Genomic DNA, 17,183 nt, shown 5'->3' with positions numbered 1-17,183 from the left:
TTATAACAATGATTTAAATATGTGGCAAGAAGATTAAATTTAAACAGTATATGAAAAAATATCTTAGTGGAAAAATAAAAAATCCCATAAAAAAGGAGGAAAATTATGTAATATGTAGAATAAGTTAATTATAAATGAGAATTGCACAAATTTACATAAGTGGGGGGAAATATATGTATTTAGAATTTGAAAATGTAGATGATAAATTATTAGTTTGTTTAGCAGGAGAATTAGACCATCATAGTGCAGAAGAAGTTAGGAATAAAATAGATAACCGTATTGATAAAGATGATGTGAGCAAGGTTATACTAGATTTTTCAGATGTTTCTTTCATGGATAGCTCAGGCATAGGTGTAGTAATTGGAAGATATAAAAAAATGAATTATAAAAGTGGGAAGATATGCATTACAAATGTAAATGACAATGTAAATAGAGTTTTTGAATTATCAGGTATGTTTAAAATAATAAAGTTATTTAAAACAAATGAAGAAGCATTAGAAAATATTTAATGGGGGGAAAGTATAATGTATGATAATGTTATGAAAATAGAATTTGCAAGTAAGTCACAAAATGAAAGCTTTGCTAGAGTTGCAGTGGCAGCTTTTGCATCTCAATTAGATCCCACTATTGATGAATTGACTGATGTAAAGACTGCAGTATCAGAAGCGGTAACTAACTCAATTATACATGGATATGAAAGTAAGGATGGGACTGTTAAAATAGAAGCTTATATTAAGAACAGAGAACTTACCATAATAATTCATGATGATGGCAGGGGAATAGATAATATAGAACTTGCCATGCAGCCATTATATACTTCAAGACCAGATTTAGAACGTTCAGGTATGGGATTTACTGTTATGGAGTCTTTTATGGATGGTTTAAAGGTAGAGTCTGAAAAGGGCAAGGGAACTAAAATAATAATGAAAAAAACTTTCAGAGCTATAAGTTAGGTGAATATTATGAGTGAAGAAGCAGTAAACAGGAGTACGTATGGTTATGAAGAAAACCTAGAGCTCGTTGAAAAAGCACGAAAAGGAGATAAAAATGCCTTAAATAAGCTAATAGAAATAAATCTACCTTTAGTATCAGCCATAACTAAGAAATTTTTAAATAGAGGATATGAGTATGAGGATATATATCAAATTGGATGTATGGGGCTAGTAAAGGCAGTAAATAATTTTGATGCTAGCTATGGAGTAAAATTTTCTACTTACGCTGTTCCTATGATAATGGGTGAAATAAAAAGATTTATAAGAGATGATGGAATGATTAAGGTAAGTAGAAGCGTAAAAACAACAGCTAGAAAATTACATTATGATAAGGAGGCACTTACTAAAGAATTAAATAGAGAACCTACTTTAGAGGAGTTATCCAATTATTCTGGTGTAGAAAAAGAAGAAATTATATTTGCTACAGAATCAGCAAATAGTATGCAGTATTTATATGACACCATACATCAGCAAGATGGTGCACCTATTATGCTTATAGATAAGATAAGTGATAATTATGAAGAAGACTCAGAACTGGTAAATAGGCTTGCTTTAAAAGAAGTTATAGGAACTTTAGATATAAAATCCAGGCAAATAATAATGCTTAGATACTTTAAAGATAAAACTCAAGTAGAGGTAGCGAAGATGCTTGGAATAAGCCAAGTTCAAGTTTCAAGAATAGAAAAAAAGGTACTTAAAGTAATGAAAGAAAAATTGAAGTAATAGGATAAGAGAATTATCCTATTACTTCTTTTTTGAATTAAAAATCTTTTTATGCACAAAATAAGTATCGGAGGGGATTTTATGAAAAAAACTGAGAAAGAAGTTAAACAGAAATTTGATGAGATTTCTGTTCAAGCTGAACCAAAGCATAATTTAGTTAAAAATTGTGTGTATGCTTTTATAATAGGTGGACTTATATGTGATGTGGGACAGTTTTTTAATAATTTCTTTATAAATATGGGAGTACCCAGCGAAGAAGTAGGTACTTATGTAGCAATAGTTATGGTGTTTATAGGAGCTTTTCTGACTGGACTCGGAATATACGATAAAATAGCAAGCTATGCAGGAGCAGGTACAGTAGTACCTATAACTGGTTTTGCCAATTCTATTGTTTCTCCTGCTATGGAATTTAAAAGAGAAGGTTATGTATTTGGAGTAGGAGCTAAGATGTTTACTATTGCTGGACCAGTGCTTGTATATGGAATAAGTAGTTCAGTAGTTATAGGAATTATATATTACTTTTTTAAAATGTTATAGATAAAAGAGGGTGGTGTTAGCCTTGGATAAATTAAAGTTGATAGGAAAGCAGACATTGAAAATAGAAAGCAAACCTAGAATAATTTCAACTTTTAGTGTAGTTGGACCTAAAGAAGGAGATGGACCACTTAAAGATTATTTTGATTTAATTTTAGATGATGATCTAAATGGTGAAGATAGTTATGAAAAGGCAGAAAGTACTTTATTATATACATCTATAACAGAAAGTATAAAGAAAGCCAAATTAAAACCTCAGGACATCAACTTTTTATTTGCAGGAGATTTATTAAATCAGATTATATCATCCACTTTTGCGGCTAGAGATTTAGAAATTCCCTTTATAGGATTATATGGTGCTTGTTCTACAATGACAGAATCATTATGTATGGCATCTATTACAATGGACGGAGGGTTTGCAAAGAATGTTATAGCAGCTACATCATCCCATTTCTCTGCAGCAGAAAGACAGTTTAGATATCCGTTAGAATTTGGAAATCAGAGGCCGCCTACAGCCCAATGGACAGTGACTGGATCTGGATCAATGGTGCTTGCTAGAGAAGGCAATTATCCATATATTACTTACGTAACTATTGGCAAAGTCAAGGATTATGGTATAAAGGATGCAAATAATATGGGAGCAGCTATGGCACCAGCAGCAGTTTCAACTATATATCGGCATTTTAAGGATACAGGGAGAACTCCACAAGACTATGATTTAATAGCTACAGGGGATTTAGGGAAAATTGGTAGAGAAATTACTCAAAAGCTTTTAAAAGAATATGGGTATGATATGTATTCTAATTATATAGATTGCGGAGAAGAGATATTTGATAATGAAAGGCAAAAGACTGATTCTGGTGGAAGTGGATGTGGATGCTCAGCGGTAGTAGCTAGTGGATATATATATAAAAACATGCGTAAAGGAAAATTTAAGAGGGTGCTATTGGTTTCAACAGGAGCTCTGTTAAGCACGACGTCTTCACTTCAAGGTGAGAGTATACCAGGTATTGCTCATGCCGTATCTATAGAATATGGTACTGGAGGAGATAAAGCGTGAATATGGATTATGTAAATGCATTTGTAGTTGGAGGAATAATATGTGTAATTGCACAAATACTTATGGATACTACAAAACTTACTCCAGCGAGAATACTTGTTAGCTTTGTAACTATAGGAGTAATACTTGGAGCTTTAAATGTTTATGATATTATAGTTAAATACGGCAAAGCAGGTGCAACAGTGCCTTTGCCTGGATTTGGGTATTCATTAGCTAAGGCTACAATAAAAGAAGTTAATGAAAAAGGATTAATAGGGGCATTCACGGGAGGAATAAAAGGAGCAGCAGGAGGGATAAGTGCAGCTATAATATTTGGATACATAATGGCATTATTATTTAATCCAAAAACAAAGAAATAAAAGATTAAGATGCTAAATAGCATCTTAATCTTTTATTTCTTGCCCTTAGGTTTAATGAAGTTATTAATAACCTTATTATTAGAATCAGTGTTATCTGATGGAGTACTATTATCATTGGTATTACCTTCATCTGTATTTGTATCAGTATTGGTATCATCACCAGAATCATTATTTGAATCTGAAGAATTTTCATCTTTATCTATGTTACCTTTATCTGTGTCATCTTTTGAATCCGTATCAGTTTCATCAGGTTTTTCCTCAGGAACTCTAATATGATAATCGCATATTTCAGTAGGTACAGTACCTTCTATAAATAGTTCATTACGAATAGTGGTAGAAGGACATGCATCTGTAGGAATTTTTCCTGTAACTGTACATATAGGAACTTGAACAATCCCAGAAGGCATAGGTATTTCTTTATATGCTAAGTTTTTATGTGCATCTTGCATAATAATTCCCCAAAGCTTTGCAGCATCATTACTGCCTATATATTTTCCAAAAGTATAATTTTCATTAAAACTTCCATGATCATCCTTACCAATCCATACAGCAGCAGAGTAGTAAGGGGTTAAGCCTGTGAACCATAAATCTATGGACATATTAGTTGTACCTGTTTTACCATGTGCCATAGGACTAAAGTTTGCAGCAGTACCTGTACCACCTACTCCAGAAACAGGGCCTCTTAAAAGATCATACATAATATAGGCTGCTTGTGGAGATAAAACTTTAGTAGAATTAAATTTGCTTTCTAATATAGATTTACCGGTTCTATCTAGCACTTTCGTATATATAATAGGATCTACTTTCATACCACCATTTCCAAACACTCCATAAGCTGCAGCCATAGCTAGGGTATTAGTACCACTAACTCCAGGATTACCCCCAAGCTGTCCAAGTGACATAGCTGCCATACTTGCTTCATCTGTATTTTTATCTATTTTAAGTCCAAATTTTCTAGCGTAATCAGCACCAGTACTAAGGCTTAATTCATGCTCAATTCGAACAGAAATAACATTCTTAGATTTAGTTAATGCTTCTCTTAATGTCATAGGTCCCTCATAAATAGCAGGGCTATTACTAGGATTATAAGGCTTACCATTATCAGGATAAAATCTTCCTATTTCTGCAGGAACTGGAGCATCATCATATATCTTAGCAGCGGTTGCAAGTTTTGAGTCTATAGCGGGGCCATATACACTTATTGGCTTTATACTTGATCCTGCAGCTCTATAAAATTGTGTAGCTCTATTAAAGGAAAGAGGAGGCTGATTGCCGCGACCGCCAATAATAGATTTAACTTCACCAGTACGATAATTCATAATAACTGCAGAAGCCTGAGGTTGAGCTATTTTATCTATATATTTAGACTTCATGCCAAGTATAGAATCCATATTATCTAGAGTGGTTTGGGTATGTTCTTGCATATCCTTATTCATGGTTGAATATATTTTAAGTCCACCATACATTATCATTCTATTTGCATCATCTTCATCTATATGATATTGAGCCATAAGATCTTGTTTTACTCTTCTTATTACTTCTCTAGAAAACCATTCATACTTAAGACTATTACTTTGTCTAGTAAAGTTAAAAGTTAGCTTTTTATTATTTAAATCTGATAATGCTGTACTATATTCAGTTTGAGATATATATCCATTTTCAAGAAGTTTACTTAAAACTGATTTAGTTCTATTTGTATATGAAGAAGTATTTTTTTGTGTTACAACTGCGTTATAAAATACAGATGGACTTTGAGTAAGACCTGCTACGAATGCACACTCTAATAAACTTAATTTGGAAACGCTTTTATTAAAATATTGGAGTGATGCAGCTTCTACACCATAAGCAGGGCCTCCTAGTGGGATAGTATTCATATAAGCTTCCAAAATTTGATCTTTACTTAATTGCTTTTCTAGCTGTAAAGATAAATAAGCTTCTTGTACTTTTCTCTTTATCTTAACTTCATTACTAAGCATAGTATTTCTTACAAGCTGTTGAGTGATAGTCGAAGCACCATGAAGGCCTCGTTTTCCTGTAAGTTTATTACTTATATTAGTAAGGGTGGAGCCAAATATTCTTCTAATATCTATTCCGCTATGCGTTTTAAATCTCTCATCTTCAATAGCAATAAAGGCATCTTTTAAATCTTGAGGCATATCTTTAAAAGATACTACTTTTCTATTTATATCAGAAATAACAGTATCCATAAATTGTCCACTATCATTATATATTACTGATGGTTCATTTAAACTTAATACTTTATTTACATCAAGTGGCGGGGCTGTCTTTACCATGGCAAGTACTACACCCATAGTTGCTACAGCGCCAAATACAAAAAGTAAAATGAGAGTAACAATGGTAATTTTAAAAACTTTAAAACGGGTGTTCTTTGTTTTCTTCCCCATTTTTGTGTTGCTCATAATTTTCCTCCTGAAATTTTATATTATTAATTCTAACCAACTTTAAAATATTATAACACATAAAAGGATTTTAATAAAATATATATGTTTAGCCATTGCGATATATATACTTAGCATAAAAAATATAATAATAAGGGTTATTTAGTAATAAAATTAAAAAACTCGTAATAAGTAAATATAAAGAATGTGTTAATAATACAAGGAAGTGAGAATTATTAAGAGAAGAAAAATTAGTTTTAAGATTAAAGTGTGGATAATTATAATGATTATAGGTGTTATAATAAATGTTTTTATATATGCTTTTGATAAAATAGTTGCTTCTAGGGTGTTAGATGTTGCAAATGTTGAAATGAAAAGAAAAGCAATAGAAACTTTAAACCAGTCCATCATGAATAAATATTTAGAAAGTTTTCAATATGATGACATAATTAAGATAGAAAAAGATAATTCAGGAAATATAACATTAGTTAAGTCTGATACTTTAAAGTTAAATAAATTAGCTTGCGATGTAGCATTAGAATCTCAGCAAAAGCTAAAGGATATGGGTGATGTTGGAATGAAAATTCCTATAGGATATATTACTCAAAATAATGTGATTGCTTATTTCGGGCCAAGTATCACAGTGAAAATGAATCCTATTGGATATATTGAAACTAAATATATATCTGACTTTGAATCTGTAGGATTTAATCAAACAAGGCATAAAATTTATATCCAAGTAAAGAGTAATATAAGGGTTATAATACCTACCAAAAGTGAGGATGTACAAATTTTAAGTGAAATACCGGTTTGTGAAACCATAATAGTAGGGAAGATACCAGAAAATTTCCTAGGAGGAAGTCTAGATAATTCAGGATTTAGAATCAGGGGGAATTAAAAGGATATTACGACATTTTTAATGTTAAATCTTCCGTATGGGTTCTGCATTTAAGAAAGCGTTCACTACACAAAGAAGCTCTAATATCTCTCAATTTGAATCTCCTAAACTTTCTAAACTCACTGACGCTCAGACAGTAGAAAGTTCTTTACGGTGATTTAAATTGAGAGGTAGAGAGCTTCTAATTGCTTGTTCAATGCTTTCTACAATGCAGAACCCATACTAAATTTAACATTAAAAATATCTCCATTCGCACTGCTGAAGGAAGGAATTTCGTTTTGACGAAATTCCTTTAAATTGGCGCTTGCCAAAGGGATGGTAAGCCGCAGACCGATAGGTCGTAAGGTATTAAGTATTCTATTTTTTATCAGAAATTTTTTATTTATTTAGTATAAGTTCCTGTAATGTTAAGGACTGCCGTCCTAAAAGATCTTTATGTACTGATTCCTAAGATATCTTAGAAATTCAGTTAGCTGAATTTCTTCCTTCAGCAGTTCACATGAAGAACTTTTTTAATGCTCTGGGAGTATAGAATTTTCATCGTAGAAGACATTGAATAAGCTTTAAAACGGCTTTGTTTATAAATTGAAAATTTCGTTAAGAATCTCCTACTGTGTGAGCGATAGCGAGTTTAGGAGGTTTAGGAATTTTTAATTTATAAATATTAGCTGTTTTTAGCGAAATGAATGTCTTCCTAGATAAAAATTCTATGCAACCCAGAGCATTAAAAACCGTCGCAATATTTCTATAATATGTATTATTTTTCTTCCCAATTAAATATGTATGGAACGTTTCTGTAGTAATCTCCATAATTAAGTCCATATCCTACAACAAATACGTCTGGGATTTGGAAACAACAATAATTAGGAGTAATATCTACTTTTCTTCTCTCTGGTTTATCTAAAAGTACGCAACAGTTAACAGAAGAGGCACCTAAGGATTTAACATGATTAACTACAAAATCCATAGTAATTCCTGTATCAACTATATCATCTACAATTAAAACATCAAAACCTTCGATATTGTCTGGAATATCGTTAACAATTTTTACACTTCCTGTAGAAGTTTCAGAATGACCATAGCTTGAAGTAGTCATAAATCCTATTTTTGTAGGAACAGTAATATGCCTTACTAAATCCGCAGCAAAGATAAAGCTTCCTCTTAATAGAGATAAGACATATAAATTTTTGCCTTCATATTCTTTAGAAATTCTAGAACCCAATTCTGCAACTTTTTTTTCAATTTCTTCTTTAGAGATTAATATATTTTCTTTTTTTCCTTCCATAAGTGCCCTCCAAATATACATAATTATATGTTATTTACAATATTGCTATTATAGTATAAAATAATATGAAAGTTGTCAAGGTATAGTAATTTTTATGGGAGTGATTTAAATGATAAATGGGAATATAGAAGGTATAAAAGACAGGACATTAAAAAAATTAGAAGCTATATATGATTTGAAAATTCCGAAAGATGAAGTGTTTACGGAAGAATTAATTAATATAATTGTAGGTGTCACATTAGATGTTAATAGAGAGGTAAGTGTGGCTATAAGCAGGAAAGGAATGATTGAGGGAGTTGCAATTGGTGACAGTACTTCTGTAGAAATGCCTATGATAGATATAAAGGAAAGAAAACTATCAGGAGTAAGAATTATTCATACTCATCCAAATGGTAATTCTCATTTATCTGCTTTAGATATATCAGCCTTAATAAAGTTGAAATTAGACTGTATTGCAGCAGTTGGAGTGGATGAAAATGATATTACAGATATAACACTTGGATTTTGCAATGTAAAGGATAACATGCTTGTAGCAGAAACTACGAAGAAACTTATCTTAGAAGAAGCTATAAATTATCCTATATTGGATAAAATTAGATATATTGAAGAGTTAATTAAAACCACTTCTGTAGAAGAAGAAACTGGTGAAAAGGCAATACTTGTAGGAGTAGAAAGTGAAGAAAGTTTAGATGAATTAGAGGAACTAGCAAGAGCTTGTGAGGTAGAAGTAGTAGATAAAATGCTTCAAAATAGATATAAAATAGATACGGCTTATTATGTCGGAAGTGGTAAGGTAGAAGAAATTGCTCTCTTAAGGCAAGCTAAAAGGGCGAATGTAGTTATATTTGATGATGAACTTACAGCATCTCAAGTAAGGAATTTAGAGGATATAATAGGAGTTAAAGTTATTGATAGAACTACATTAATACTTGAAATATTTGCGAAACGAGCTAAGAGTAGAGAAGGGAAAATACAAGTAGAGCTAGCTCAGCTTAAATACAGACTTCCAAGACTTTCAGGGCTTGGAACGGTGCTTTCAAGAACAGGTGGAGGAATAGGAACAAAAGGACCTGGAGAAAAGAAACTTGAAACAGATAAAAGGCATATAAAAGAAAGAATATATGACTTGAAAAGTGAATTAGAAAAGACAAAACAAACAAGAATGACTCAAAGAGAAAGTAGAAGTGAAATTCCTAAAGTATCCTTAGTTGGATATACAAATGCAGGAAAGTCAACTTTAAGGAATACTTTATGCACTATAGCTGCAAAGGAAACTATTAAAAAAGAAAGCGTTTTGGAAGCAGATATGCTTTTTGCTACATTGGATACTACAACTCGTGCAATAGTTCTCCCGGATAACAGAACTATCACACTAACAGATACAGTAGGCTTTATAAGAAAGCTGCCTCATGATTTGGTAGAGGCATTTAAGTCAACATTAGAAGAGGTTATATATTCAGATTTATTACTTCATGTAGTAGATGTATCTCAAGAAAATTATTTAGAGCAAATTGAAGCGGTAAATAAGGTTTTAGAAGAATTAGGAGCTATTGATAAGCCTTATGTTTATGTTTTAAATAAAATTGATAAACTTAGTGAAGAAAAGCTTGAGGAAATAAATGAATTATTTAAGGATAAAATGAATATTAAAGTTTCAGCAAGGCATAATATAAATCTAGAGGAACTTTTAAATCTTATAGGCTCAAAACTTCCAAATAAGCTTAGAAAAGCAGAATATTTAATTCCTTATGATAAACAATCTATGGTAGCTTATTTGCATAGAAATTCTAATGTTATATCTGAGGAGTATAGGGAAGATGGAACTTATATATGTGCAGAAGTAAGTGAAATGGTATATAACACTTGTGAAGAGTATATGACTAAATAACATATTATTTATTAAAAGTACGAAAATAAATAATTGGTGTTCGTAAAAAGAAAATAAGTTATTAACAAATAATAAATATTATATGATAAATATTGATAATTAAAGTTTTGTGTAGTAAAATAAAGGAAAGAAAATTTTACATGAAGCCTTAAGGAGGATTTAATTATGGATAAATACGTTTGTGTGGTATGTGGATATGTTTATGACCCAGCAGAAGGAGACCCAGATAATGGGGTAGCTCCAGGAACATCATTTGCTCAAATCCCAGATAGTTGGGTATGCCCACTTTGTGGAGTAGGTAAAGATCAATTTGAAAAAGAAGCTTAATAAATAAAAATTAAAAGGTCACATCAAAATGAATTGATGTGACCTTTTAATTTTAATCAGCAGTAACTAATCTTTAATATAGATAATAATTATAATTTCATAAACTAGAGAATGGAAATTAGAGATTATAAAAAAGTATGTTGTATCTTTTTTAGTATTGATTATTATGCAACTTTGAGATATTATATTTGCAAGAGGGTTTCATTATAAATTTCAATTTTGTAAAATAAAATAATGTAAATGTATTCATAAATCGGATTAAACATTAGCTTTTTTGATTTAAAGGTTAATTATAAGTGAAGTTTTTATATAATTATTAATTCATATACATAACAAAATGGGAAAAATATGAAGTTTATATTCACGAAAATTTATAATTATACATAAAGTATTAATGCAAAAGGAGTTGTTTAAGGGTGGTAAAAAAGTTTAAAAGAGTTTTAGTTGCTAACAGAGGAGAAATTGCCATAAGAATATTTAGAGCATGCCATGAATTAGGCATTAGAACAGTGGCTATATATTCAAATGAAGATAAATGTGCTTTGTTTAGAACAAAGGCAGATGAATCTTATTTAATAGGTAAAAATAAGGGACCAGTAGAAGCGTATTTGAATATAGATGAAATAGTTGAATTGGCACTTAAAAAAGGTGTAGATGCAATTCATCCTGGATATGGATTTTTATCTGAAAATCCTGAATTTGCACGTAAATGTATTGAAGCGGGAATAGAATTTATAGGACCTACTCCAGATATAATGGAGAGATTAGGAGATAAGATAAATTCTAAGATAGTTGCAAAAGAGGTAAAAGTTCCTACAATTCCAGGAGTAGAGAGAGCTATCGCATCAGAAGAAGAAGCTTTAAATATAGCAGAGGAATGTGGCTATCCTGTCATGATTAAAGCTGCGGCTGGCGGCGGCGGCAGAGGTATGAGAATAGCTAAAAGCAAAGAAGAGCTTGTAAAAACTTTTAAAAATGCTAAGGATGAAGCAAAAAAAGCATTTGGAATTGATGATTTATTTATAGAAAAATATATAGAAGGACCTAAGCATATTGAAGTTCAAATACTTGGAGATAAATATGGAAATATAGTTCACTTATATGAAAGGGACTGCTCTGTTCAAAGAAGGCATCAAAAGGTAGTAGAGTTTGCACCAGCTTTCTCATTAAGTAAAGAAAAAAGAGAAGAAATATGTAATGATGCACTTAAAATTGCTAAGCATGTGGGTTATAGAAATGCAGGAACAGTAGAATTTTTGGTGGACATTCATGGAAATCATTATTTTATTGAGGTGAATCCTAGAGTACAGGTTGAGCATACAGTTACTGAAATGATCACAGGGATAGATATTGTGCAAAGTCAAATACTTGTGGCCCAAGGATATAAATTGGATTCTAAAGAAATTAATATAAAATCTCAAAGTGACGTAGAAGCAAGAGGATATGCTATACAATGTAGAATTACCACAGAAGACCCTGCTAACAATTTTGCTCCAGACACAGGAAGAATAGACATATATAGAAGTGGTTCTGGTTTCGGCATTAGACTAGATGGAGGAAATGGATTTACAGGTTCCGTAATAAGCCCTTATTATGACAGTTTACTTGTAAAGACAACTGCTTGGTCAAGGGATTTTAAAGATGCAGCAAGAAAAGCCATAAGATCTATAAGAGAGCTTACAGTTTCAGGAGTAAAAACTAACGTAGGATTTTTAATAAATGTGCTTAATCATGATACATTTCTTGATGGAAAATGTACTACTAGTTTTATAGCTGATAATCAGGAACTTTTAGAAATAAAACCTAAAGCAGATAAAGAATTAAGAGTGCTAACATATATAGGTGAAAAAGTAGTAAATGAAACTCATGGAAATAAACCAAGCTTTGATGTACCTCATGTACCTAAGTATAATCATGAAGATAAATTAAGAGGAACAAAACAAATACTAGATGAAAAGGGTGCTAAAGGAGTAGTTGATTTTATTAAGTCCCAGAAGAAGCTTCTTATAACAGATTCTACAATGAGAGATGCGCATCAATCTTTAATGGCTACAAGGATGAGAAGTAAGGACATGATAAAAATTGCTAAGGCGGAAGCAAATTTAGCAAGTGACCTTTTCTCTATAGAAATGTGGGGAGGAGCAACCTTCGATGTAGCGTATAGATATTTAAAGGAAAATCCTTGGGAAAGACTTGAAGAACTAAGAAAAAGAATTCCCAATGTATTGCTTCAAATGCTTATAAGAGGATCAAATGCAGTAGGATATAAAAACTATCCTGATAATGTAATAAGAAAATTTATAAAGGAATCTGCTGATAGAGGAATAGATGTATTTAGAATATTTGATTCATTAAATTGGCTTAAAGGCATGGAAGTTGCAATAGATGAAGTACTTAAAACTGGTAAAATAGCAGAAGCTTGCATATGCTATACAGGAGATATATTAGATGAAAAAAGAGATAAATATTCACTAAAATATTATGTGGATATGGCGAAGGAAATAGAAAAATCAGGAGCGCATATCTTAGGAATTAAAGATATGTCAGCTTTATTAAAGCCTTATGCAGCATCAAAACTTATAAAAGCATTAAAAAATGAAATTTCGATTCCTATACATCTTCATACTCATGATACGACAGGGAACGGAGTAGCTACAATACTTATGGCTGCTGAAGCAGGAGTTGATATTGTAGATAGTGCTTTTAGCAGTATGTCAGGACTTACTAGTCAACCTTCTATGAACTCTATAGTAGCTGCACTTAAGAATACTGAAAGAGATACACTACTTAATATAGACAATCTACAAAAGGTATCTGATTACTGGAGTGCTGTAAGACCTGTATACGCAGGATTTGAGACAGGATTAAAGGTGGCTTCTGCGGAAATTTATAAATATGAAATTCCAGGAGGTCAATATTCAAATTTAAAGCCTCAAATTGAAAGTTTTGGATTAGGTCATAGATTTAATGAAGTAAAAGAGATGTATAAAAAGGTAAATGATATGGTAGGAGATATAGTTAAAGTAACTCCTTCATCTAAAATGGTAGGAGATTTAGCTATATTCATGGTTAAAAATGATTTAACTCCAGAAAATATATATGAAAAGGGTTATAACATGGCATTCCCTGATTCTACAGTTTCATATTTTAAGGGGATGATGGGGCAGCCTAGCGGAGGATTCCCTGAAAAATTACAAAAGCTTGTATTGAAGGGAGAAGAACCTATAACAGTTCGCCCTGGCGAATTACTTCCTCCAGAAGATTTTGATAGTATAAAAAATCACTTAGAAACTACGTACAATATAAAAGTTGATGATAAGGATGCTTTAAGTTATGCTCTTTATCCAGATGTATTTGATGAATATATTAAATATAAAAAGGAATATGGTGATTTAAGCCACATGGGAAGTGATGTGTTCTTCCATGGATTGTATGAAGGGGAAACTAGTGAAATAGAGATTGCAGAGGGTAAGACATTAATAGTAAAATTACTTCAAATCGGAAAACTTAACAAAGGAAAGAGAAGTTTAGTATTCGAAGTAAATGGAAATAGAAGAGAAATAGAAATAGTAGATAAAGCAAACCATATGAAAAATTTAACTGAAGATACAGAAATACTCATGGCAGACGCAGAGGATTTATATGAAATTGGAGCAAGTATACCTGGAAATATGTATAAGATATTAGTTAAAGAAGGAGATATAGTACAAGAAGGGGATAGTATAGCAATAATTGAAGCTATGAAGATGGAAACCAATGTAGTATCTTCTGTAGATGGAAAAGTAGAAAAGATATATGTAAAAGAAGGAGAGCAGGTCAAAACTGGCCAGCTGGTTGTTAAGTTAAGCAATCAATAAGAAAGTATTAGGTAAAATAAAGGGAAGTTTGAGAAAACAAACTTCCTTTTTAATATACTAAAGATAGCTTTGGGTGAATTTTTATTTAAAATATAGAAGCAATTAACTAAAGTATAAATTTTACGTATAAATATAAGCTAAAAAAGGTAAAGTAATATATGGTAAAAAGTCTCAAGGAGGAATTTTAAATGAGTAAGGTTTGTCCAGTGTGCAATGAAATAAGAGATATAAGGACTATATGTGGTAACTGTGGGGGAAGCTGCGTAGATAAGGGGAGAGTACAGGACTATTTTGATGATTATAGTGCAGATATGCCAATACAAGATACAGAAAATTATTGTTTTCATGTATTCCAGTGTGAAAGTTGTAATGAATTAATGCGTAAAAGTGTATTAAAAGTTGATATATAGTATTTTAATTTACTTAATAATATTATATAATTAAGAATAATTTAATTTTTAGTTGTGGATATACCAAAAAGGGGGAAGACGGGTGGAAAAGACAATTTCTCAATACCAAAAGGCGTTCAATTGTATGGTAGAAAGATTAAAAAGTAATGAACAAATTCTTGCAGCTATGGTTTTTGGGAGTATGGTTACAGGAGACTTATGGGATAAGTCTGACATAGACATGTTTGTTGTAACTAGCGAAAGAATTAGTGATATAAAAAATATATACATGGAAGAAATGGAAATACCAGTACATGTAAAATTCATGAGCAAAAGTAAATTCTTAAAGCTTCATACAATGGATCTAAAGGGAGGCTTTATGCATAGAATTTTTGCTTCGTCTAGATTAATATTTTCAAAAGATCAAGATATAACGGGCTATTATGACAAAGGTAGATTTTATCCGGATCTAGATAGAGAAAGATGGAATATGGTTTATTTTGGAAAGTTATTAAAATGCATTGATGTTTGTAGGAAGTATTTACATAATGATGGTGTATATACTGCGTATACATCAGCTATGAAATGCTCTGAAGAATTTGCAAAACTATATGTAAATTTATTAGGATATATGATAAGTAAAGATGCTACTATAATGGCTATGGATTTAAATGATGCTTTTAAAGAAAGAGTAGATGAGCTTTTCTTTAATAAGGGAGATACAATAAAAGCAATTGAAAATATGTTAGCTTTTATAGAAAAATATGTAGAGGCTAATCTAAAGGATATAAATTCAATATTATTAGAGTATATGCAAAGTAAGGATTCATTTTTAAGCGCAGAAGATATAAAAAAGGATGCCCTTTTTTCAGATTTTGATATAGCTATAGAGGCTGTTTTGGAGAAACTTTCAGAAAAGGAAGTTATAAAGAAAGAAACAAGACCATTTAAAACTAATAATGGCAAAGTGCTGTTTAATGAAATAGTATTCTTTGTATAACATTTAAATTAAAAGCGAACTTGATTTTAAAATTAAGTTCGCTTTTAAAATAAGTAATTGGGGTAAATCTATGAAAAAATATAAAATAAGTTTTAAAGATAATGATACTCCTAAGTATGTTCAAGTAGTTCAGCATATAAAAAAGTTAATGGAGGGAAATATTATAAGAGATGGTGAAAAACTTCCGCCTATTAGAGATATGGCAAGTATGCTTAATGTAAATAGAATTACTGTAGTAAATGCTTATAAGAAGCTAGAAGGTGAAGGATACGCCGTTCAAAAAATAGGTAGCGGAACCTATGCCAAAAGGAAAGAAATTGTTTTGAATTTTAGAAGAAAATATGGCGAGGTAATAAGAAAAAGCTTGGATGATAAGTCGCTTAATTATATAGATTTTACTGGAGAAAGCATATCAAGTGAATTATTTCATATAGATATTTTTAAAAATATAATAGATGAAGTTTTGGAAAGAGATGGAGTAAAAGCTTTAGTGAATCAAGAGGCGCTAGGATATGAAGGACTTAGAAAGATCATTGATGATTTTTTTTGGAATGGAAATGTGGGTAGTGATAATGTTTTAATAGTTTCAGGGGCCCAGCAAGGAATAGATATAGTTTCTAAAGCATTGATTAACGTAAATGATAATATAGTTGTTGAAAAGCCAACTTATGGAGGAGCACTTACGGTATTTAAGTGGCGCAGGGCAAATATATTTGAAGTGCCGATTGAAGAGGATGGAATGAACCTTGACCTATTAGAAAAACTAGTAAAGAAAAATAAGATAAAATGTGTATATATTATGAGTTATTTTCAAAATCCAACGGGTATAAGCTACAGTTTAGAAAAGAAAAAGAGACTTCTAAATATGGCAGAAATATATGACTTTTATATTATAGAAGATGATTATTTATCAGAACTTATATATAATGATATGGAGTATAAAAGCTTTAAAAGTATGGATATAAATGATAGAGTTATATATATAAAAAGTTTTTCTAAGGTGTTTTTACCAGGTATAAGACTTGGATATTTAATAAGCCCTAAAGTCTTTAGAGAGAATATACAAAATTCAAAGGTGAGCACAGACATAGCTACATCCAGTTTGATGCAGAGAGTATTGGAGTTATATGTGTGTAATGGCCTTTGGAAAGGATATATAAGTGATCTTAATAAATTTTATAAAGAAAAATATGAGATTATTGCTAATCAATTAAAAATAAAGCTTTGTAACAAAGCAGAAATTATATATCCAAATGGAGGACTTTATTTTTATATTAAAATCTTAAATGATGATATAGATTGTATAAAGTTATTTTATAAATGTAGAGAAAATGCACTACTTATAACTCCTGGGGTATTATTTTATTTAAATCCTGAAGAAGGAAAAAAATATTTTCGAATGGGATTTTCTCAAGTTAAAGATGAAGATATAGAAAAGGGAATTAATATATTAAATACACTATTATAAAAAG

At 31.0% G+C, this 17,183-nt stretch carries 15 protein-coding genes; 13 read left to right on the top strand and 2 right to left on the bottom strand.

All coding sequences use genetic code 11. The features are described 5' to 3' along the window. The first annotated feature begins 173 nt into the window (after positions 1-173). The 6 genes from spoIIAA (at position 174) to spoVAE (ending at position 3,668) form a co-directional block, all read left to right on the top strand. Entirely contained in the window at positions 174-509 is a 336-nt protein-coding gene (gene spoIIAA / locus BSD9I1_RS14555; RefSeq protein ID WP_035308254.1) for an anti-sigma F factor antagonist, read from the top strand. A gap of 15 nt (positions 510-524) precedes the next feature. After that, positions 525-953 carry an anti-sigma F factor gene (spoIIAB, locus tag BSD9I1_RS14550; protein ID WP_035308255.1) on the top strand — a complete coding sequence of 143 codons (429 nt, stop codon included), beginning with the start codon at positions 525-527 and terminating at the stop codon, positions 951-953. A 9-nt stretch (positions 954-962) separates the two neighbouring features. Further along, a complete protein-coding gene (gene sigF / locus BSD9I1_RS14545; protein WP_035308256.1) occupies positions 963-1,715 on the top strand; it encodes an RNA polymerase sporulation sigma factor SigF in 753 nt (250 codons plus the stop codon). 81 nt (positions 1,716-1,796) lie between these two features. Further along, positions 1,797-2,252 (top strand): stage V sporulation protein AC, encoded by a 456-nt coding sequence (gene spoVAC / locus BSD9I1_RS14540; RefSeq protein ID WP_035308257.1) that lies wholly within the window; start codon positions 1,797-1,799, stop codon positions 2,250-2,252. A 22-nt stretch (positions 2,253-2,274) separates the two neighbouring features. Further along, positions 2,275-3,309: a stage V sporulation protein AD gene (gene spoVAD / locus BSD9I1_RS14535; protein WP_035308259.1), complete on the top strand. Its 1,035-nt coding sequence runs from the start codon at positions 2,275-2,277 to the stop codon at positions 3,307-3,309. 2 nt (positions 3,310-3,311) lie between these two features. Next, entirely contained in the window at positions 3,312-3,668 is a 357-nt protein-coding gene (spoVAE, locus tag BSD9I1_RS14530; protein WP_035308633.1) for a stage V sporulation protein AE, read from the top strand. A 32-nt stretch (positions 3,669-3,700) separates the two neighbouring features. Here the strand turns inward: spoVAE and BSD9I1_RS14525 are convergent, their stop codons facing one another. Beyond that, a complete protein-coding gene (locus tag BSD9I1_RS14525; RefSeq protein ID WP_186431108.1) occupies positions 3,701-6,073 on the bottom strand; it encodes a transglycosylase domain-containing protein in 2,373 nt (790 codons plus the stop codon). Between the two features lie 220 nt (positions 6,074-6,293). On the opposite strand from BSD9I1_RS14525, the gene yunB reads away from it, so the two are divergent. After that, a complete protein-coding gene (gene yunB, locus BSD9I1_RS14520) occupies positions 6,294-6,965 on the top strand; it encodes a sporulation protein YunB (protein ID WP_186430945.1) in 672 nt (223 codons plus the stop codon). A 757-nt stretch (positions 6,966-7,722) separates the two neighbouring features. Here yunB and hpt read toward each other — a convergent pair. Beyond that, on the bottom strand, positions 7,723-8,250 hold the full coding sequence (gene hpt / locus BSD9I1_RS14515; RefSeq protein WP_186430944.1) for a hypoxanthine phosphoribosyltransferase: 528 nt from the start codon (positions 8,248-8,250) through the stop codon (positions 7,723-7,725). A gap of 109 nt (positions 8,251-8,359) precedes the next feature. Here hpt and hflX point away from each other — a divergent pair, with 109 nt between their 5' ends. The 6 genes from hflX to BSD9I1_RS14485 all read left to right on the top strand — a co-directional run bounded on the left by hflX (position 8,360) and on the right by BSD9I1_RS14485 (position 17,179). Further along, the gene (gene hflX / locus BSD9I1_RS14510) at positions 8,360-10,138 is read left to right on the top strand and encodes a GTPase HflX (RefSeq protein WP_186430943.1); all 1,779 of its coding nucleotides are present in this window, start codon (positions 8,360-8,362) and stop codon (positions 10,136-10,138) included. 165 nt (positions 10,139-10,303) lie between these two features. After that, positions 10,304-10,465, top strand: a complete 162-nt coding sequence (gene rd, locus BSD9I1_RS14505) for a rubredoxin (RefSeq protein WP_081957132.1) — start codon at positions 10,304-10,306, stop codon at positions 10,463-10,465. 416 nt (positions 10,466-10,881) lie between these two features. Next, positions 10,882-14,322, top strand: a complete 3,441-nt coding sequence (locus BSD9I1_RS14500; RefSeq protein ID WP_186430942.1) for a pyruvate carboxylase — start codon at positions 10,882-10,884, stop codon at positions 14,320-14,322. Between the two features lie 188 nt (positions 14,323-14,510). Beyond that, a complete protein-coding gene (locus BSD9I1_RS14495; RefSeq protein WP_035308267.1) occupies positions 14,511-14,732 on the top strand; it encodes a hypothetical protein in 222 nt (73 codons plus the stop codon). Between the two features lie 82 nt (positions 14,733-14,814). Further along, positions 14,815-15,711, top strand: a complete 897-nt coding sequence (locus tag BSD9I1_RS14490) for a nucleotidyltransferase domain-containing protein (RefSeq protein ID WP_035308270.1) — start codon at positions 14,815-14,817, stop codon at positions 15,709-15,711. Between the two features lie 70 nt (positions 15,712-15,781). Next, entirely contained in the window at positions 15,782-17,179 is a 1,398-nt protein-coding gene (locus BSD9I1_RS14485; RefSeq protein WP_186430941.1) for a PLP-dependent aminotransferase family protein, read from the top strand. The last annotated feature ends 4 nt before the right edge of the window (positions 17,180-17,183 follow it).

The sequence above is a fragment of the Clostridium sp. BSD9I1 genome, from assembly GCF_900185645.1.
Classification (GTDB): domain Bacteria; phylum Bacillota; class Clostridia; order Clostridiales; family Clostridiaceae; genus Clostridium_AK.
Note: the sequence above shows the minus strand (reverse complement) of the source record. Positions and strands in the feature narration are given on the sequence as shown.